Here is a 19473-nt window from a genome sequence, read left to right on the forward strand (position 1 = left end):
GCTCCTTGCTCTGGAAAGATATGCCCGACGATCCTGTCATGTTCGCGCGGATGAATGAATTCGGATTTTGTACGAATTGGTAACAGCTTGTAACGGCTTTGCCTTGATGTGGAAGGAGGATCCGGCGGGTTGACGCCATGTCATCCCGATCCCGGGTTGGGCCACGGAGATCGAATGCATCATGACCGGAGCCGTTATGAAGGGCCGCTCCGGCACCGCGTGATCGGTATGGGAAGGTCGGCATCGCGTCGACGTCAATGGCATCATCCATGAAAATGTGGCAAGGCGGGGTCCTCCGGCGGGCGGGGCGTGCCACCATCCGTCGCGTCACCAATAGATCAGGAGGGGCCCGCGACATGCCGATCGACATCCGACGCCTGACAGGCGAAGACCTGAGACATGCTCTTGACGACCTTGCCGGCCTCAGGATTTCCGTGTTCCGTGCGTGGCCGTATCTTTACCAGGGCACACGCGCCTATGAGGCCAAGTACCTTCAGCGCTATGCCGACACGGACGGAGCCGTCATCGTGGGGGCCTTTGATGGCACCCGGCTGGTGGGCGCGGCAACGGGCGAGCCGCTCGGCGAAGGGCTGGAGGAATTCCGGGCACCGCTCCAAGCGCGCGGCCTTGATGTCGGAAAGATCTTCTACATGGCCGAGTCGGTGCTCGATCCGGCTTATCGCGGCCAGGGACTCGGTCATCGATTTTTCGAGGAACGTGAGGCTCACGCGCGCGCGCTCGGATTTGACGAAGCCGTCTTTTGCGCAGTGATCCGCCCGGACGACCATCCCATGCGGCCGGCGGACTACGCACCGCTCGATCCCTTCTGGCGCAAGCGCGGCTACGAGAAACTCACAGGCGCCATCGTGACGTTTCCATGGCTGGATGTCGGCGAGACGGAAGAGACCGGGAAGCCCATGCAGGTCTGGTACCGGAAGCTGTGACTGCCCGCATGGCCGGCCCCTGGCCTGCGATTGCGGAGAGGCGACGCCAACCCGCCATTGACCTGTTTTCGACAGGAACGCACTACAGCCTGGCCCATGTCACCCGGCGGACTTCCCGCCGGGTGACACGGGACCTCTCGCGGGGACGTTTTACTTCAGAGACCAGCGGATGGTCACATTCGCTCCGATGACCTCCTCGCCGGCCTCGACCGGCACCGGGCTCGCCTTGGCCATCATCAGGCCTTCGGCCCGCATCATCACCGGACGCGGCATTTCAACGCCGGTTTCGGTGATCGAGACGATCGTGCCAAGGTCGACACCGGCGGCGGCGGCAAAGATTTCCGCCTTGTGGCGGGCTGCGGCGACGGCCTTCTGGCGGGCTTCGTCCAGTTTCTCTTCCGGGTCGCTGACTTCGAAGCGGATGCCGTCGACCGCGTTCGCACCGTTTTCCACGGTCAGCGTCAGCAGCGCGCCGAGCTTGGCAAGGTCCCGGACCTTGACCTCAACGCCGTTGCGGATCTCGTAGCCGGTAATGTCCGGCTGGCGGCCACTGGATTTGGTGTGATCGTAGCGCGGGTAGATGCCGAAGCCTCTGGTCTGAATGTCCTTCGCCACGATGCCTTCACTCTTGATCGCCTCGATCACCTTGGCGACCGCAGCGCTGTTGCCGGCGAGCGCGTCCGCGGCATTGTCTCCGGTGGTGACGACGCTGGCGGAAATGACGGCCATGTCGGGGGCAACCGCGACGGTGCCGCGGCCTTCCATGGTGATGCTGCCGGCTGGTGCCGCGGTGTCTTGCGCGGCGGCCGGACCAGCAACCGGTCCGGCGCCAACCAGGGCTGCACTCAGGCCCGCGGCCAGAACAGCCTTGCGCAGCAGCGGAACGGGGAGGAAATAGCGGACTTTCATGGAGACGTCATCCTTGATGCAAAATCTAAATTCAATGCCGGATCCTCTGCGGTGAATGCGGCGTGGTGATGACCCGGCCGTTCACTCGGCATTCATGATCCGGCCTCCCTTCAGGCGAAGGCCTTGTCTCTTGATGGGGTGGCCGGCGCGGGAATTCAACCGTGATGGGAGATCTCCCGGTTGGGTTTGGCAGGTCTCCTCGGGTCGCCGATGGCGAACCGGAACGTGCCGAACCCGTTGAGATCGCGATAAACGGCCCGGTTTGACGTCTCGGAGGACCGCCAGAAGACCCGGGAAACCGTAACGGAACAGCAAGCCGCAAAGGGATGTCAGTTCGGCTCTTCCGTACAGCGGTAGAAAGAAGCGTTCTCACCTTCCACTTCGCTGTCTATCTCGAAACGGTCCGGAAGTTTCCGAAGAATTCTAGCTGTGTCGGTTTCATCATCGTCGTAGGTGTGAAAGGTCATGACATCGCCGCGGACGCTCCAGTCGGCAAAGGGCACGAAGCGGGAGTTCGGCTGGCGAATGTCTCGAACGTAGAAGACGCCGTTAGACCTGAATTCGTACCTCAGGGCGTGTGCGGCAATCTCGAGGCCCTGTTCGACGCCCTGTTCGATCGCTCCCGCGATCGAGCCGGCTGTTTCGCTGTTGTCACGCGGCCTTGGCTTGTAGGGGCCGGAACAGGCCGTCGGCGACATTGCCCACACGCCGATGAAATAGTCCGCTCCCGCGGAGACTGCCGGCGCAGGCGGAGCGGGTGCCTCGACGGGCGGAGGGGAGGCGGGGGGCGCCTGGGCGATGCGTTCGACCACCTTTCCAAGAGCCTCGTCGATCCGGGTGACATAACGTTGGCACCTGGTATGAGCTCTGGCAGTCTCGAGCCGGGAGCGCGCGGTCTCGAAGTCGTTTTGCCTGAACAGGCGGTCGGCTTCCGAAAAGAGCGCCCTTGTCTTTTCCTCGTGCGCCTGAGCCGCGGCGACCTTGCTCGCGGCTTGTGCGATCCGTGTGCGGTACCTGTCGCAGTTCGTGTTGGCTGCCGCCTTGTCGAGGCTTTCAGAAGCCTCGTCGAAATCGCAATTCCGGTATGCTGCGTCGCCCTCGGCGAAGAGCGCCTTCGTTTTTTCTTCCCGTTCATGGGCCTCGGTGTACCGGCGTTCGAGGCGCGCTCGAACCGAGCCGTCGCCGATGGCGTCGATCAGCGTCCTGGCCTCGTCGAACCGGCAGGCGGAGATCGCATCCTCTATTCGGTCTCCAGTGTCGCCGGATGCGTCATTACCGTTGCCGGCGACGGGACCTCCTGGCCGGTAGCGTCCGCGGCAACCATCGACCGGTTCCTCCGCAAGCCTGGCGACGACATACTCCTCCATGGTGCAGTGATCGACTGAATCGAGGCCGCGCCGGTTCTGCCAAAGGAAAACGGGATCGAATGCACCGGATTCATGAGGCGAGGCGATGATGCCGCCGTCGGCGGTCGTGCCGACCATGTTGCCGCCATAGGTATAGTGGAGCCGGGCCCCTTCGGTGACGTTTTGCGGCGGCTCCGCAATGTCGATCCACTCCCGGATCAGGCGGGCCGTCTCGCGGTCCGAGGGATTGACGGTGCCGGGCGCCGCGTCGCCCGGCGGTGCGCTTGACGAAGACGGGCCGTCGTCAAAGCGTGGGTTGAGGTCGCCGATCACGGTACCGGTTGCGCCGCGCAAGGAGTCCAGCCAGGGATCGCCGATGTCCTGTGCGAACGACGGCGCGATCGGGGCGGCCACGAAAACAAGCATGGCGCATGCGAGGGGTGCGACGCGGCCCCTGCGGTCCGGATGGGCCGTTAGACGGTTGCCGGATCTACTCACAGCCCGCCCTCTCTTTCAGCTCTCCCAGGGAAGGGGCATCATCGCGAAGGTTCTTCCATTGGGAGAAGATCATGGACTTGTCGATGTGGACGGTGTCGAAAAAGGGGCCGCAGACCACGGAGAGCTGCGGTCCGGCATTCCAGATCCCGGGTCTGGCGTTTTTGGCGATCATGCCGCCGGGATTCCTGATCTCGCAGACGTCGAACATGATCGAGGAAAGGTAGGTGCCGAGCTTGCCCTGAAGATCCTCGTCCCGCTTCAACTCGAAAACGAATTGATCGGATCCGGTGACTTCGTAGCTTCCGCCGGCCCAGTGCGGGATGAAACCCGAACCCGCGACCTTGACCACAAAGAAGGCGCTGGCCGGTCCGGGGGTGCCGTCGGGATTGCGGCCCGTGATCTTCTGCAGGTCGTTCACCGCGTCCCTCAGAACCAGTTCAAGATCTTCCAGGGAGCCGATGTCTTCTTCCCATTGCAGGAGAAAGCGTTCTTCCGTTCGCAGCATCCGGTGGTCGAGAGCGGCGATCGCACCATCCAGGTCGGCTTTCAGGTCGGCGCGGCCGGCACGGACAAGGTCGCGCTGCAGGTAGCGGGTGGCATGGACCGCCGCTGCGGCGGCCTGCAGCGATCCGCGCACGTCGTCCAGCCGCGCGCTGCCGGCATGGCCCTGGAGACGCAGGGCGGCGGCTTCGAGTGTGGCCTTCGAGCGAACGGTCCGCTCCTCCAGGTGGCCCTTGTGCCTGAGGCCTTCCCGGATCCTCGGCCAGATGTCGTTTTCCAGCCATTCCAGTATTTTTGCTCCGGCGAATTCGAGCAGGATTTCATTGGACGTGATCTTGACCAGGAGTTTTGCAACAGCCTGTTCAACCTTGCGTCTTGCATGACGGCGCAGGGCGCTGATGGCAGATTTTTCGTCGTGAAACCGAAGGCCGAAGATCCGTTCGGTTTCCTCTTCGATCTCCTCGCGGATCCTGCGTTCGACATGAAATACCGCCTTGTCGTGCAGTTCCTGCCAGCTCCGGCTCGTGAGAAGGTCCTTCAGGCCCCGGCTTTCCAGCTTTCCCGAGAGTTTGCGTTCGACATAGTCGAGAACCGCCTTTCGAATTTCCCGGCGGATCCGCTCCTTGCCTTCATCCGGGATAGGCGGCAACTTCACGCCCTTCAGATTGCGGTGCTTGTCGAGCATTTTATCGATCAGCTTGCCGTTCTGTCCGATGAGATCCAGTTCCTCGGTCAGGCCACGCCGCGTCCGGGACGTCCGGTAGGCACGCAGGAGCTCATAGAATTCCCGTGTTTGCACATGCAGACCCCGGCCGATGATCGCGGCGTCGATGGCCGGGTCCCGTTTGCACGCATCCATGTTCTGCAGGCGTTCGCCGGCGACCATTTCATCCAGCAAGGTGTTGAGCCGTACCAGTCCTGCATGTTGTGCGCGCAGCGGCTCGATATATTCGGTCACCGGGGCAGCGGAGACCGGGAGGATGCCGGACGCACCCATGCCAAGAACGAGGGCCTTGGCGATGAAACACGCTGCAATCCTTGGCTTGAGGGCCCGCAACAACATCAGATTCCTCCCGCTTGCTTGCCCTGTCAATCCAGCGTACCCAGGCCTTCCTCAGGATCGGGCGGTGCCTCAGGCGAAGGCTGTGGCGCGACCTCCGGTTCCGTGACCGCCTCGGGCCGGGCGCTCTGCTGTGGTTGAGAATCTGCCGGTGCTGCGGGCAGGTCGACCAGAAACTCCGCAGCGCTCCATCCGCAGAAGCGGTAGCCGCAAATGCGTGCCCAGCGGTCTCCATTGTGATCGCGCGTCCAGCGACGGGCCGTCACCGGATCTCCCGAGACAAGGGATCCCAGCCGGTTTGCGGTGACGCTCGGTCGCGAAAAGACGTTCAGCTCCGGGATGTTGACTTGCATCGGCCTGTTGTCGGTGTCGCCCGGCAGGTCCCGGCCGGTGTCCGCGAAGCCGGCGTCGTAAAGTGCCTGGATCGCTTGCCGTGTCTGCGGCCCGAAACTGCCGTCGATGGCGCCTTCGTAGAAGCCTTCCCGCTTCAGCGCCTCCTGGAGCGCCCGTCGAAAGGCGATACTCCAGCCGCGCGCGTCCGCCGCCAGTTGCTCGGGCATGATCACGTAACCGTCCTCGATCGCCTGAAAGAGAAATTCGGCGGCGGCCCTGTCGTCCCGGGAGATGCCTGCTCCCTGCCGGAACAGGTCCGAAAGCCGGTAACTGGCGAAGGGCGCACCGCCGTCCGCAGCCCCGAGGTACCAATCGAGGGCTTCCCGGAGGTCCTTTCTGACATGTCGGCCGTTTTCGTACATGTCCGCCAGTTCAAGGGCGGCGTTGGCGTAGCCGTTCTCGGCGGACTTGCGCAGCCAGGCGATGCCCTTTGCGGTGTCCCTGGATACGCCGTCGCCGTTCAGGTACATGAAGCCGAGATTGTACATCGCCTGGGCCTCGCCGGCGTTGGCGGCTTTCAGATGCCAGTGAAGGGCCTTGCCGAGGTTCCTCGGAATTTCCCTGTCTTCGAGATAGAGAGTGCCGAGGACCGTGGCTGCCATCGGATTGCCGGCATCGGCGGCCTTTTCAAACCAGCGCAAGGCTTCGGTCGTGTTCTGCGGCACGGTTTGCCCGAAGCGGTTGTTGAATCCGACGAGAAGCATTGCCACGGGATAGCCGTCGTCCGCGGCCGAGCGGATCAGGCGGTTGCCCTCGTCTTCCTGCTTCGCCCTCACCTTGGCACGCCCCAGCTGAAACCGGAACCGCAGGACGCCGGGATAGCGGGCGACCGCCTCTTCGCACGCCCGAATTGCCCTGTCCGCATCGATCCAGTCGAACTCGACACCTGCGGAGACCTTCCGTGCGTCCGCCGGATGGGACGTCCAAAGATCGCAAGCCGTCACCGGCCCTTCGCCGCCGCCGGCGGCGGGGCGATCGAGTTCATCAAGCCTGGTCTGCGCGAGTGGTGCCCACCGGCCTTCCGGGTAGGCTCTCAGGTAGGCCTTCAGGTCGGCCGGATCGGAGCTGTTCCTGATGCTGTCCCAGAAGACGGTTTCAGCCGTGCTCTGGGGGAACGCCGCGCCGGCCGCACCGAGGGCGAGCGGCAGCAGGCAAGACAGCGTTACAAGAATACGGCGCATGGCAATTCGTTGACTGTTGAGACCAAGTCTCGATTTCGCCGGAGCGCGAGCTCGGGTGCATTGACCTGGATCATCCAACGCGAGCGTTGCCTGTCGCCGGTGCCGGGCGTTCACGGTTCTGCACCTCTTCAAACGAAGGTCTTGCCTTCCGACGGGACCGGCAGGGCGTGACCTCATCCGCAGGGGCGGATCCCGTAACACTGGTTGGCAGGCCGTCTCAGTTCGCCGGCGATTTTTCCGCCGGCAGCGGGCCGACCTCGCCGGTCTGGGACAAGAGCACGGCGATCGGCCGCGCGCCGTCGAAACGGGCGCAGACGATCACGATCATCACGGTGAGCGGAACGCACAGGACCATGCCGACAACGCCCCATATCGCGCCCCAGAAGGCCAGCGACAGCATGATCACCAGGCCGGAGAGGTTGAGGTTCGAGCCCATCAGCCGCGGCTCGATCAGGTTGCCGATGGCGAACTGGATCAGGCCGAGACCTGTCGCGATCGCGATGAACGGCCCCAGATTGTCGTAATAGACGATTGCCAGCAGGCTCGGAAAGATCACGCCGATCAGCGAGCCGATGGTCGGGATGTAGTTCAGCAGGAAGGCGATGAAGCCGAACAGCGCCGCGTAGGGCAGGCCGATCACGATCAGCACCAGGCTGGTAAGCGCTCCGGTGGCGACGGAGACCGCGGTCTTGATCGAGAAATAATGCATGATCGAGCGGTTGATCTCCGCGCGCATGGCAAACGCGGCCTCGGCGCGGTCCGGCGATGCGAACAGGCGCTCGAACTTGCGGTCGAAGGTCGATTGCTCGAGCACCAGGAAGAGAATGTAGATGAAGACCAGGCTGGCCGAGCCGGCCAGGGTGGTGACCAGGCTGGCGCCGGCCGTGACCATGCGTGGCACGACGGAGTCCGGCAACAGGTCCTGCAGTTCGATCGGGTCGTTGAGATCCAGATGGGAAGAGATCTGGTCGAACAGTTCCTCGAGGCGCTTCTGGTAGGTGGGTGCGTCCTGGGCCAGCTGGGTCAGGTTCACCGTGACGATGTCCAGCACCATGGTTGCCGCGGTGAAGATCACCAGCAGCGCCAGCGTGAAGGAGACAAAGCCCGGCAAATGCCAGCGGCCGATCGGGATCGCGCGGATGGCATGGGCAAGCGCGTTGATCATGTACCAGACGATCAGCGCGATCACGAAGGGCAGGATCAGGGAGCGGCCAACCACCAGCAACCAGCCGATCATGCACACAAGCAGGACACTCATCGTAACGGACAGAAGCGGCGATCGCATGCGGGCTCCGGGGTGCGGCAGGTGGGGCAACGCCCCATTTAGAGCGCATGCGGCACGTGAACGGAACCGTTTTTGCCGTCCCGTTGCCGCTAAAGCCGCGGCGGCGCCCCTCTTTCCAGACCTTTTTGCGCCTGCCGCCGCAAATCCCTTGCCCAGCTTTCCCGCCATGGTATAGGGAAAACAGCGCAGGCTCCGCCACGGGCGGCCCTGCCGTGGGCCTGTAGCTCAATTGGTTAGAGCCGTCCGCTCATAACGGATTGGTTGGGGGTTCGAGTCCCTCCGGGCCCACCATTTTTCCTGTTTTGTCCGATCCGGAGACATAGGTGACAGTTTGTACCGGAGACATGGGTTGCAACCTCGTGCCGAACGGGTTGTCGATTGCCTGCGTGCAATTCGGCCGGCAGGTCGCGTGTTTTCGCCTTGAAGGTTCCTGGGGCAAGGCAACAATATCACTGATTGCATTCCCTAAAGGCATGGGTTAAAAAAGTTTTATATTGAACGTATAGATCGCATTTATTTATTTGACTGTCTTTAGGTGGAGGTGACAGTGCAAAAAATTTCCTTGGCCAAATATTTTGAGATGATGTCAGACCTGAATTCGAGCGACGAAAAGATCCTGGCCTATTCCAGGGTCGTGCGTGGCTCCGGAGGTTTCGACTTCAAGTTGGCGCCCGACCCGGAAAAGGTCGATATGGGCGATGGCATGCAAGAGCTTGAAAGTGCCATGGGCATCGGCAACGGTCTTGCGCGCTGGCGCCGGCGGCGTGTCTTCATGAACCGTCTGAACTCGGACGAGACGCTTCCCGTCCTCGTGTCCGAAGGCGACAGCTGGTTCCAGTTTCCGGTGCTCATCAAGGAAGTCATCGACCAGCTGGGGTCGAGGTACCGCATCTATTCGGTCGGGGCGGCGGGAGACACCGCTCAGAACATGGTGCATGGACCGGCCGAAAGCGGCGGCTATGAATACATGAGCGCCCTGGGCGAGGTCAGGCAGCACGTCCGGGCATTTCTGTTCTCGGCCGCCGGCAACGATATCATCGGCGAAGACCCGCAGACCGGCGTGGCGGCGCTGTTTGAACTCGTGCGCCCTTTCAACGGAGACGTGAACGACGTGCAGGGGCACATCAATCACGGGGCTCTGGAAGACCGGCTGGATTTTCTTAGAAAAGCCTATCGCAAGATGATTTCCGATGTGAGGTCCGATCCGGATTTCGCCAGGCTGCCGATCATCATCCACGGCTACGACTATGCGTTTCCGTATCCTTTCGGACCGGACGACAGGCGCGACCCGAGCTACGCGGCGAACAACGAATGGCTCGGAGAGCCGCTGGACAGCCGTGGCATCACGGATCACACCCTCCGGCGCGACATCATCAAGTACCTGGTGGACGAGCTCTACTTCATGCTGACCAGTCTGGCGGGGCAGTCCTCAAAGACGAGGATCTGGGTCGTGAACTGCCGGGGCGCGCTGCCCAACGTCAGCGACTGGAACGACGAGATCCATGCCACGAATTCCGGCTTTTCCAGGATCGCGGACCGGTTCCACGACACGATCAGCAGGGCGATCAGCCTGGCCTGAGGGCAGGTTCCGCCGTCAACCGCTTGCCGGTGCGCGCGGTGGCCCCGTTCTGATTTGAACAAGCGCCAAAACGAAAAGTGCCGGTTTCGCTCCAGGCAGGATCGAGACTGCAAACCGGTATCCGGATGCAAAGCCATCCGATGACGTTCAAGGGAGGAAGGTCATGGCCTACAATCTGTTTGAGCAGGCACGCGTCGCCGCACTGGCGGTGTTGCTGACGGCCATGGCGGCCCTTGTGTCCCCGCAGGTGAAAGCAGAGGTGACGTGTTCGTCCCGCGTGGCGCTCGCACAAGCGCTGGAAGCGAATCCGGACCTTCGGTGGACACAACTGCGGGACCAGTGCAAGGCGGATATCGGCCGGGCGAAACTGGCCGATCCGATCGGGCATGCGTGGTTCGTCAACGCGGGCAACGGGTTCGTCGGAGCCCCTCTCGTCCTGATGAAACTCCTGCCGGATCTTGCACCGGAAATCTGGGGGGGACCCGAAGAGCGGTTCGCACGTTTCGGACTGTTCCGGGATCCGGATTTTCCGGACAGGATCCTGCCGCGCGGACTCGGGATCACCGGCAGCCAGGGCCGCCCGGTGGATGCACAGGGCAACCCTGTCGGTGAAATCGACTATTCGATCGCCCAACCGCTTTTCGTGACGCTTGCCTGCGGCGCCTGCCACACCGGTCAGGTCGACCTCGGCGAGGAGCGGCTCGTCCTGGAAGGCGCCCCGAACACGCAATTCGACGTGCGCAAGTGGCGGGGGGCGTTTTCGTCGCTGCGCAGCGGATACCTGTCGCCGGACCAGATCGGAACGATCGAGGCCCCCGGGCAGACAACAAAAGCCCTGCTCGAACTGGCGGCCGCCAAGCCGGAAGGCTATTTCGCGAAGGGTCTGCCGCAGATCGAGCCAAGCGACGTCAACCGTGTCGATGCCGTCCAGCGCGCGATCTTTGCGCAGAATGCCGTGCGTTTTCTGGAGGGACTTGCCCGGAGTTCCGCCGTGCGTTCCGCCGCCGTCGTGCTTCAGACGCGTCCGGGCTCCAGTTACGGACAGGGAGAAAAGTCGCCGGGGCTGGCCGGACACAGCGCGGGCCAGTCGGACGGAAGCGGCGACCTTCTGGCCGACCTGCTTGCCATGAAAGCGGCAGGTGAGGGCAAGCTCGAGGATCTGCTCACCGGTCCCTTGCCGGAGGCCTTGCCACGTTTCGCAACGGTGACCGACGCCCCGTCCGTATGGAACCAGGCCGACAGGGCCACCGGGCAATGGGATGGCAGTGTGCTGGAACGGTTCTGGAGAAACATCGCGGCGCAGCTGCCGATCATCGGCAGGCCCGAGGATGTCGACCTGATGAATGCCGCGATTGTCGCCGAGTACCTGCTGGGCCTGCCGCCGGCGCCCTACCCGTTCGATGTCGACCTTGAAAAGGCGGCCAGGGGGGAAGCTCTTTTTGCGGACAATTGCGGTACGTGCCACCGGCCGCGCAACAATCGGCGCTACCCGGAAATCGGGTCGGACATGAACCGCGCCCAGGTGCTGAACCCCGCGGGAGCACAGGTGTTCCTGTCCGCATTCAAGGCGGCCTGCCACGACCCCGACTTTACCTATCTCGACCGGGACGGCCGGGAAACGAGGCCCTGCGTTACGCCGGACTACCGGATTCTGCGCGACACGACCGAAGTCGCCAACCAGGGATATCTGGCGCCGCCCCTCGACGGCATCTGGGCGCGGGCTCCCTATCTTCACAACGGCTCGGTGCCGACTCTCGCCCAGTTGCTGAAGCCCGGCGACCGGCCGGTGAATTTCCTGCGCGGCGCCATTTCCTATGACGAGACGGCACTCGGCTGGACCTGGGAAGCGGAACGGCTCGATGAGCTGAAGGCCCGCTACCCGACGGTTTCGGTGCACGACACGTCCCGGGACGGCTGGACGAACCGGGGGCATGACCGGAACCTTGTCGTCGACGGAAAGCTGCTGCGCCTCGACTGGTCGGCACCGGAACACTCCGGCGCGTTCGAAGACCTTCTTGAATATCTCAAGACCCTGTGAGCGGGACCCGTGAGAATGCCATCCGAAACACACCTTCCCGACTGCCGCTGAAACCGAGCGAGACCATGATGAGCACCATCGAACCAGACATCCAGGCCGTCCTCAATATCCAGATCGCCATGATGAGAGCGACCCAACCGCACCTGCGGGGGCAGCACTTCAAGATGCATGGCTGCCTGGAGGCGGAATTCGAGGTTCTCGACGGGATCGACGAGGCGCTCAGGGTCGGACTGTTCCGCACGCCCTCCAGATATAACGCCCATATCCGGTTTTCGAACGGGGCCCAGAAGGACGATCGTCAGCCGGATATTCACGGCATGGCGATCAAGCTTCTGGACGTCCCCGGCGAAGCGGCCCTGCCAGGAGCGGCCGACGGCGAGCAGGATTTCGTGCTGGCGGACAATCCGGTGTTCTTCATCCGCACGGCGGCCGACTATGTGCTGTTCATGAAGGATTTCGCCCAGAGTGCGCCGAGGGGAAAGCCCCCGGAGGAATTCATCGCCTACCTGATGAAGACCCATCCGCAGGACCTGGCGGTTCTGCAGGGGTTCCGGCAACAGATCCAGGAAAACCCGGTGAAGAGCCGCTACTGGAGCCAGGTGCCGTATGCCTTCGGCAGTGCCCCCGGACAGGCTGCCTGCCGCTACCGTGTGGTGCCGTCGGATGAGGCGGAGGACGTCGTCGCAGGGCCGACGCATGACTACCTGCGCGAACGCATGGCCGACCGTCTAGCCGAGGGCTCCGAGCCGGTGATGTTCGACTTTCAGGTCCAGATCCATCCGGACGCGGACAACGGCGTCATCGACAATCCAACCGTCGAGTGGGACCTGCCTTTCGTCACCGTTGCGAGCATCACGATCCCGCCGCAAACCTTCGACACCCCCGAGAGGAGGTCGTTCGGGGAGAAGTTGCGCTACTCGCCCTGGCAAAGCCTTGCCGACCACCGGCCGGTCGGCCAGGTCAACGAGATCAGGAAGGCGGTCTATGTGGCCAGCCAGGAAGAGCGTGCGAAAATGTCGGCCCAGGGCAGAGAGAACCTCCGGCTCTCCGAGGCCGAATTGCGGGAAGGCATCGACGACGATTTCAAGGAGGTGCTCGACACGCTGTCGCGGACGTTCGGCTACCTGTCCCACACCAAGCGCGGCCGCGGCACACACACCTATGGCGCCGCGGGCCGGGGACGGGCCCGGTTCATTGTGCCGGAGGGGTTTCCGGAGAACGATTTCTTTGTTGCAGGCCGGACCCTGCCGGTCGTCCTGCGGCACTCCTCGCCCGGAGCCAGGGAGGACGATCGTGCCCGCGACGGCGTCGCCGCGTCGCTCAAGTTCTTCGACGAGGACAAAGGATACGAGGGGCCGGGTGTGCTGGATATTCTCATGAATGCGGGGCGCCAGCTCTTCGTGCGCACCATCCGGGATTTCAGCACCTTCGTTCATGCCAGCGCGGAGCAGCGCAAGGACCTGGTCAAACAGGGCATCATGATGGAGCCGGAACTGATCGAGGCCTACCGGATCCGCGGTTCGTTCCTGAACAGCCGCTACCACACCTGGCAGTGTTTCGAGTTCCATGACCGGAGCGGTGTGCGCTCCTACATCCGGTTCCGGCTCATTCCGGGAGATCGCGGTCCGGAGCGTGGTTTGCCGCGCAAGGACTTTCGCGCAAACGGGGCGCCTTCGATGGACCCGCTGCCCGATGATCCCCGGGCCCCCGATTTTCTCCGCCAGGACTGGATCTACCAGGTGCAGAATTCCGAGGTCCGCTATGTCCTTCAAGGACAGGTGCATCCTGAGCCCGAAGACGTCCATCCCCATCACGAGGTGCTGAACCCGGCCCGCGCCTGGAACGAGGGCCAGTTTCCCTGGCTGGACCTGTGCGAGATCGAGATCGACGAACCGATCCTCGACAACGAGGTGGTGAGCCGGCTCGACATGAACCCGAACCGAAGCCCGCACTGCATCCGCATCCCGCTGGCCACGTCGCCGGACCAGTATGCCTCGCTCGGGCATGCCCGTGCACTCGTCTATCCGGGCGCGCGCGCGGTGCGTGCGGCTTCGCAGCGCCCCCAGAACAACTGACCGGACCAAGCGCAGCCATTCCATCTCATCAAGCCGAGGACTGCCCCATGACAAGACCCCTTCGCGACCATCCGCCTCGCGACCAGAGCGCCGACGGGTTTACCAACCGTCTGCAAGCCTACGTCCTCAGCCACTTTCCCTGGCTTTGGAAGATCGTCATGGCGATCGGGCCGCTGCGCCGCCTCGTCAACACCTACATCATCAACAGCGCGGTGATGCGCGCGCGCTCCCGTCCGTCGCCCTACAGTTCGATGGCCGTGCACGGGGACGTCGACAAACCGATGGCGGGCTATACATCCTGGGAGTCGATGACGGACAGGGACTGGTTCAAGCGGCATCTTCCGCAGAAGGACCTCAAGGATCTGCCGCCGCTTGAGGACCTTCGTGAACTCTACGAGGTGAAAGAAGGCGAAGAAACGCTCTCGGAAGACAGCAGTGTGCTGTTTCTCTCCTTCGCGCAATGGTTCACCGACGGCTTTCTGATGACGTCGTCGGATGATTTCGTTGAAGTTGACGGCAAGCGGATTTACCAGAACCGCAAGACACATACGTCCCACCATATCGACTTCAACACGCTTTACGGGCTCAACCGTGCGCATAGCGACGCCATTCGTCTGAAGCTGGAAGAGACAGGGCGCAAGGGGCGCCTCAAATCGGAAACGGATCCCGACACCGGCGAGGAATATGCTCCCCGGTATTTCGGGGCAAACGGCAAGGTCAAGCCGGCATTCAAGGACCTGTTGCCGCCGCTGCGCCTCAAGGAATTTCTTGAAACCGTGGAACGCAACGAAGGCAAGGAGCGCGCCGACGCGATCCGGCAGCACATTTTTGCCTTCGCGGGCGAACGCGCCAACACGACCCCATACACGGCCATGCTGACGACGCTCTTCCTTCGCGAGCACAACCGGTTGTGCGGGATCCTGGAAAAGGCGCATCCGAGCTGGGACGACGAGCGGGTTTTCCAGACCGCTCGGAATATCAACATCGCATTGCTGATCAAGATCGTCGTGGAGGAATATATCAACCACATCTCGCCGTATTATTTTCAGCTCAGCGCGGATCCCTCCGTGTGCTGGAAGGCGGAGTGGAACAAGCCGAACTGGATACCGATCGAGTTCAACCTGCTTTACCGCTGGCACAGCCTGACACCCGACTATTTCAAGGTCGCGGGCAAATCCGTCGCCGGGGAGCAGTTCATCTACGACAACAGCCACCTGACAGGCATCGGGCTGGGCAAGGCCATGGAGAGCGCCAGTCAGCAAAAGGCCTGGAACATTGGGTTGATGAACACACCCGACTTTCTTGTATCCGTCGAACTGGCGTCGGTGCAGCAGGGACGCGCCAACCATCTGGCCAGCTACAACGACTACCGGGAGGCCTTCGGCTATGGCCGTGTCAAGACGTTCGAGCAGATCACGGGGGATCCCCGCAGGATCAAGGCGTTGTCGCGCCTCTACAAGGACTCGGTTGACAACGTCGAACTGTTTGTCGGCCTGTTTGCGGAAGACGTGGCGCCTCGTTCCGCCGTTCCGCCCTTGATCGGGAGAATGGTCGCGCTTGATGCCTTTTCTCAGGCGCTGACCAATCCGCTCCTGTCCCAGCATGCGTTCAACGCCGGCACGTTCTCGCAAGAGGGCATGAAAGTGATCGAAAGCACCTCGCGGCTGCAGCAGATCCTGGATCGGAACCAGCCCCAGGCGGCAGGGACGTACAAGGTCACCATGACGATCTGACAGCGCGGACCGAATTCCCTGACACCTTTCCCGATATGGCGTGCGGCGGGAAACATCTGGTGACCTCTCGTGACATCCTGCTACGCGAGGCTTCTCCCGACTCTCTCTATGCCGACCTGATTTCGTAACCGAATTGTGCGGCGCTTTCCGTCAGCATCTCCCAGAGCGAGGCCGCGAAGCTGCGGGGCAGGAGGAGGTTGAAGCCTTCATCGTCGGGCCAGAGCGTGACGCCGATGTGGTGAAAGGCCGTGGAGGCGCTGGAGCCGGGCGGAAAGGCCCTGTCCGACAGGTCGAGCGGCAGGAAGCGGTTGAGCAGACCGGCGGCATCGGCGCCGCTCAAGGTTACCCACGTTCTGGACGATGACAGGTCCAGAACGGCGCCGTCCCCCGCGGTCAGGGAGAGCTGGGAAGACGGTGCCTGCCGGCTGATCAGCCACCATTTCAACGGTTCGATACGCAACAGGGTTCCGTTCGCCCCGGCCGTCGCTTGTCCCGGGCCCGGCGCTTCGCCGCAACCGGCCAGACGGGCGGCCTCCTTGCCGACCGACCGCAGGCTCTCCGGCCAGGCGGACACCTGGACGAGGCAAAATGAGCCGACCTCCGACAGGGTGACGCCGGTGGTGCCCTCCCGTCCGAAATGGCCGGGCACCAGATGGCCTTTCAGGGCGGATCTTGCCTTAGCCATGCATTCTCACTCCTTCCGGATCGAACATGTGGGGTGACACGATTTCCACCTCGATATCACCCGAACGGGTCGGGTCACTTGCGATCAGCGGCTTGTCTTGCCAGGCACCTGCACCTCCGGAGATGTAGCCGAGACCGATCCAGTGGCCGAGTGCGGGCGAGTGGGTGACCGCCGTGATCCAGCCATCGCCGAAGCCGGAATTTTCTCCCGGTTGGCACAGGATGGAGCCCCCCTTGAAACGCTGGCCGCGGTCCTTGGGGAAGATGCCGACCAGTTGCGGCCGGTCGCCGCGCAGGAGTTCCGGCCGCTGACGCAGGGCGCTGCCGATGAAGGACTTCCTTGTCGAGGCCATCTTGCCGAGGCCGGCATCGTCGATGGTTACGCGGCCGTCCAGTTCGACGCCGGTGACATGGCCCTTCTCGATCCTGAGCGTGCCCAGCGCTTCCATGCCATAAAGACATCCGCCAAGCGCCTCGGCCGCCGGCCAGAGCATGTCCATCATGGCTTCGCCCTGGGCGGCGGGTACATAAAGCTCGTAAGCCCGCTCGCCCGAGAAGCTGATCCGGGCGATCAGGGCTTCGACGCCGCTCATGAGCGTCACCCGGGCGACCCCCATGAAGGGCAGAGCCTCGTTGGAAATGTCATCGCCGGCTTCAAGGCAGGCGGCGATTGTCTCGCGGGACTTCGGTCCGGCGATGGAGACACCCGCCCATTGATCCGACACGGAACTGACATGCACCTTCAGATCGGTCCAGCGGGTCTGCAGCAGCTCGTCGAACCAGACCATCACCTTGCCGGCGTTGGCCGTGGTGGTGGTGGTCAGGAACTCGGTCTCGCCGAGCCGCCAGGTGGTGCCGTCATCCATGACCATGCCGTCGTCGCGCAGCATGATGCCGTAGCGTGCCTTGCCGACGGGCAGCTTCGCAAAACCGTTGGTGTAGACCCGGTTGAGGAACTCCGCCGCGTCGGGTCCCTGAACGGCGATCTTGCCGAGGGAGCTGACATCGCAGATGCCGACCGTCTCGCGGACGGTGGCCGCCTCGCGCACATACGCCTCGTCGATGGTCTCGCCTGACCTGGCAAAATACCAGGGCCGGTGCCAGAGACCGGCCTCGGTCATGGTCGCGCCGTGCTGCAAGTTCCAGTCATGCAGCGGCGTGCGCCGCAAGGGTTTGAAGTGACCGGCAACGTTGCGGCCGGAGAGCGCGCCGATCGCAACCGGCGTATAGGGCGGGCGGAAGCGGGTGGTGCCGACATCCGGGATGTCCTTGCCGAGCGCATCGGCCATCAGCGCCAGGCCGATGATATTGCCCATCTTGCCCTGGTCGGTCGCCATGCCGAGCGTGGTGTAGCGCTTCAGGTGCTCGACCGAGACAAAGCCTTCCTGGTGGGCGAGCCGGACATCATCGCCGGTGACATCGTGCTGGAAATCGACAAAGGCCTTTGCGTGCCGGTTCGGAAGACGGACCTCGTAAAGCGGCTTGATCGGCGTCAACCAGCCGCCGAGGGCATTGCTGTCGCTTTCCTGGCCCATCGCCTTGCGGGCCGCGGCAACACCGGAGGATTCGCAGGCTTCGCGGCTCCAGATGCCTGCGGCGGAGCCTGCATGACAGATCGGCTCGCCGGTCTCACCGGGCAGGAAACAGGCCTGGTCGGCACTCCAGACCGGCTTCGCGCCGCGGTGCGAGGACAGGTTCACCACCGGCGACCAGCCTCCGGAGACCAGCAGCAGGTCGCAGTCGAGCTTCTCCGCCGGTTGCCAGTGGCCGCCGGCATCACGCGCAAGCGCGATACCCCGGACATCGGACCTGCCAAGGGCCTTGAGCGGCACAACGCCAGCCCGGACCGTGACACCTGCCGGTGCCTCGGCAGCCCGTTCCGACCGGTTGTCGGCAACCGTCACATCTGCGCCGACGCGGGCGAGTTCGGCTGCCGTGCCGTAGACACTGTCATTGTTCGTGGCGATCACGATCCGCTCGCCCGGAAGGATACCGTAGCGGTTGAGATAGGCACGGGCCGATGCCGCCGTCATGATGCCGGGCCGGTCGTTGTTGCCAAAGGCGACCGAGCGTTCAAGCGCCCCTGTTGCAAGGATGGTCGCACCCGCCCGTACCGTCCAGAAACGCTGGCGTGGCAGGTGCGGGTCGGGCTGCGATTGGTGATCGGTGACCTTTTCCAGGAGACCGGCCGTGCCGTCGTCGTAGAGGCCGAAGGCGGTCGTGCGCGGCATGATCCGGGCACCGGCCTTTTCCAGGGCGGCAACCCGTTCGCTGCGCCGGGCTTCGGTCGCGGGATCGTTCAGGTAGTCGCCGCCGAGTTCGAAATCCTGTTCGACCAGCAGCACGTCGCGGCCTGCCTCGGCCGCGGTCAGCGCCGCGTTCAGGCCGGCGGGACCGGAGCCGACCACGAGGACGTCGCAGAAGCCATGGGCGTGGTCATAGGCATCCGGGTCGGCGTCGCGTGAGGCGGTGCCCATGCCGGCCGCCTTGCGGATCAGTTTTTCATACTGCATCCAGAGGCCGGTGCCATGGCCCCATTCGAACGGGGGCAGGCCCATGAAGGTCTTGTAGTAGAAACCGGCGGCGAAGAACCGACTGAAGAGACCGTTCACGGCGCCAAGATCGAACCGCACATTCGGCCAGGCGTTCTGCCCCGATGCCTTCAGGCCCTCGTGGAGCTCCTGCAGCGTTGCCTTGACGTTCGGCTCACGGCGCACGCCTTCGCCCACCGTGACGATGGCACCGGATTCCTCGACGCCGGCCGACATGATCCCGCGAGGACGATGATACTTGAAGCTGCGTCCAAGAACCTGTTCGCCGTTCGCCATCAGGGCGGAGGCGAGCGTGTCGCCGGCAAAACCGCTCAAGGCCTTGCCGTCCCAGTGGAAGGTAATCTCGGTGGAGCGGTCGATCCGGCCACCGGTGTCCAGGCGCCGCACGGTCATTTGCCTACCCCGTGTTCGGTGCCAAGGGCGGCTGCGAGACCCGGGTGGGCGGGCCGGACGGAATGGATCTCGTGGGTCAGCGTGTCGCGTTCGATCTTCAGCCACATGCGGCAGCCATGGACATGGTGCCAGGTTTCAAGCTGCACGCCGCAGATGTTGTCCCGCAGGAACACCGCGTCGTGCCAGTCTTCCTTCGGCGCATCGAGCGCCGGATAGTCGATCGAGCCGTCACCGCCATAGGTGAATTCGCTGTGGTCTCGCGTGCCGCAGAAAGGGCAATTAATTCGGATCATACTTGCTTT

Annotated in this window: 13 protein-coding genes and 1 tRNA gene; 6 read left to right on the plus strand and 8 right to left on the minus strand. The window is 63.3% G+C overall.

Annotated features, from left to right (window positions below; genetic code table 11):
* Nucleotides 1-356: 356 nt before the first annotated feature.
* Nucleotides 357-944, plus strand: a complete 588-nt coding sequence (locus O6760_RS16270; RefSeq protein ID WP_269580764.1) for a GNAT family N-acetyltransferase — start codon at nucleotides 357-359, stop codon at nucleotides 942-944.
* A gap of 150 nt (nucleotides 945-1094) precedes the next feature.
* On the opposite strand, the gene O6760_RS16275 is transcribed toward O6760_RS16270, so the two are convergent.
* The 5 genes from O6760_RS16275 to O6760_RS16295 all read right to left on the minus strand — a co-directional run bounded on the left by O6760_RS16275 (nucleotide 1095) and on the right by O6760_RS16295 (nucleotide 8117).
* Nucleotides 1095-1853, minus strand: a complete 759-nt coding sequence (locus O6760_RS16275; RefSeq protein WP_269580765.1) for an SIMPL domain-containing protein — start codon at nucleotides 1851-1853, stop codon at nucleotides 1095-1097.
* A 329-nt stretch (nucleotides 1854-2182) separates the two neighbouring features.
* Nucleotides 2183-3625: a hypothetical protein gene (locus O6760_RS16280; RefSeq protein ID WP_269580766.1), complete on the minus strand. Its 1443-nt coding sequence runs from the start codon at nucleotides 3623-3625 to the stop codon at nucleotides 2183-2185.
* Nucleotides 3626-3689: 64 nt separating this feature from the next.
* The gene (locus O6760_RS16285) at nucleotides 3690-5261 is read right to left on the minus strand and encodes a hypothetical protein (protein ID WP_269580767.1); all 1572 of its coding nucleotides are present in this window, start codon (nucleotides 5259-5261) and stop codon (nucleotides 3690-3692) included.
* A 26-nt stretch (nucleotides 5262-5287) separates the two neighbouring features.
* A complete protein-coding gene (locus O6760_RS16290) occupies nucleotides 5288-6832 on the minus strand; it encodes a peptidoglycan-binding protein (protein ID WP_269580768.1) in 1545 nt (514 codons plus the stop codon).
* 217 nt (nucleotides 6833-7049) lie between these two features.
* A complete protein-coding gene (locus O6760_RS16295; protein ID WP_269580769.1) occupies nucleotides 7050-8117 on the minus strand; it encodes an AI-2E family transporter in 1068 nt (355 codons plus the stop codon).
* A 214-nt stretch (nucleotides 8118-8331) separates the two neighbouring features.
* Between O6760_RS16295 and O6760_RS16300 the strand changes: the two genes are divergently transcribed.
* From O6760_RS16300 to O6760_RS16320, 5 genes are all read left to right on the plus strand, one after another.
* Nucleotides 8332-8408 (plus strand) — tRNA-Ile (locus O6760_RS16300).
* A gap of 271 nt (nucleotides 8409-8679) precedes the next feature.
* Entirely contained in the window at nucleotides 8680-9696 is a 1017-nt protein-coding gene (locus O6760_RS16305) for a hypothetical protein (protein WP_269580770.1), read from the plus strand.
* A gap of 163 nt (nucleotides 9697-9859) precedes the next feature.
* Nucleotides 9860-11734, plus strand: coding sequence for a hypothetical protein (locus O6760_RS16310; RefSeq protein ID WP_269580771.1), 1875 nt, complete (start codon nucleotides 9860-9862; stop codon nucleotides 11732-11734).
* Nucleotides 11735-11799: 65 nt separating this feature from the next.
* Complete coding sequence (locus O6760_RS16315) at nucleotides 11800-13809, plus strand: catalase (RefSeq protein WP_269580772.1); 2010 nt, start codon at nucleotides 11800-11802, stop codon at nucleotides 13807-13809.
* Nucleotides 13810-13856: 47 nt separating this feature from the next.
* The gene (locus tag O6760_RS16320) at nucleotides 13857-15542 is read left to right on the plus strand and encodes a peroxidase family protein (protein ID WP_269580773.1); all 1686 of its coding nucleotides are present in this window, start codon (nucleotides 13857-13859) and stop codon (nucleotides 15540-15542) included.
* 106 nt (nucleotides 15543-15648) lie between these two features.
* On the opposite strand, the gene O6760_RS16325 is transcribed toward O6760_RS16320, so the two are convergent.
* From O6760_RS16325 to O6760_RS16335, 3 genes are read right to left on the minus strand one after another with little or no spacing between them, the layout of a single operon-like run.
* The gene (locus O6760_RS16325) at nucleotides 15649-16227 is read right to left on the minus strand and encodes a sarcosine oxidase subunit gamma (RefSeq protein WP_269580774.1); all 579 of its coding nucleotides are present in this window, start codon (nucleotides 16225-16227) and stop codon (nucleotides 15649-15651) included.
* Complete coding sequence (locus tag O6760_RS16330; protein WP_269580775.1) at nucleotides 16220-19171, minus strand: sarcosine oxidase subunit alpha family protein; 2952 nt, start codon at nucleotides 19169-19171, stop codon at nucleotides 16220-16222. The genes O6760_RS16325 and O6760_RS16330 overlap by 8 nt, the downstream gene beginning before the upstream one ends.
* Nucleotides 19168-19464: a sarcosine oxidase subunit delta gene (locus O6760_RS16335; protein WP_269580776.1), complete on the minus strand. Its 297-nt coding sequence runs from the start codon at nucleotides 19462-19464 to the stop codon at nucleotides 19168-19170. Before O6760_RS16335 ends, O6760_RS16330 begins: the two co-directional genes overlap by 4 nt.
* Nucleotides 19465-19473 lie beyond the last annotated feature (9 nt).

Origin of the sequence: Roseibium sp. Sym1 (genome assembly GCF_027359675.1) — a bacterium.
GTDB lineage: Bacteria > Pseudomonadota > Alphaproteobacteria > Rhizobiales > Stappiaceae > Roseibium.

Coding starts and splice junctions, on each gene's coding strand:
- O6760_RS16270 (WP_269580764.1), top strand. CDS start 357: ATGCCGATCGACATCCGACGCCTGACAGGCGAAGACCTGAGACATGCT.
- O6760_RS16275 (WP_269580765.1), bottom strand. CDS start 1,853: ATGAAAGTCCGCTATTTCCTCCCCGTTCCGCTGCTGCGCAAGGCTGTT.
- O6760_RS16280 (WP_269580766.1), bottom strand. CDS start 3,625: ATGCTTGTTTTCGTGGCCGCCCCGATCGCGCCGTCGTTCGCACAGGAC.
- O6760_RS16285 (WP_269580767.1), bottom strand. CDS start 5,261: ATGTTGTTGCGGGCCCTCAAGCCAAGGATTGCAGCGTGTTTCATCGCC.
- O6760_RS16290 (WP_269580768.1), bottom strand. CDS start 6,832: ATGCGCCGTATTCTTGTAACGCTGTCTTGCCTGCTGCCGCTCGCCCTC.
- O6760_RS16295 (WP_269580769.1), bottom strand. CDS start 8,117: ATGCGATCGCCGCTTCTGTCCGTTACGATGAGTGTCCTGCTTGTGTGC.
- O6760_RS16310 (WP_269580771.1), top strand. CDS start 9,860: ATGGCCTACAATCTGTTTGAGCAGGCACGCGTCGCCGCACTGGCGGTG.
- O6760_RS16315 (WP_269580772.1), top strand. CDS start 11,800: ATGATGAGCACCATCGAACCAGACATCCAGGCCGTCCTCAATATCCAG.
- O6760_RS16320 (WP_269580773.1), top strand. CDS start 13,857: ATGACAAGACCCCTTCGCGACCATCCGCCTCGCGACCAGAGCGCCGAC.
- O6760_RS16325 (WP_269580774.1), bottom strand. CDS start 16,227: ATGGCTAAGGCAAGATCCGCCCTGAAAGGCCATCTGGTGCCCGGCCAT.
- O6760_RS16330 (WP_269580775.1), bottom strand. CDS start 19,171: ATGACCGTGCGGCGCCTGGACACCGGTGGCCGGATCGACCGCTCCACC.
- O6760_RS16335 (WP_269580776.1), bottom strand. CDS start 19,464: ATGATCCGAATTAATTGCCCTTTCTGCGGCACGCGAGACCACAGCGAA.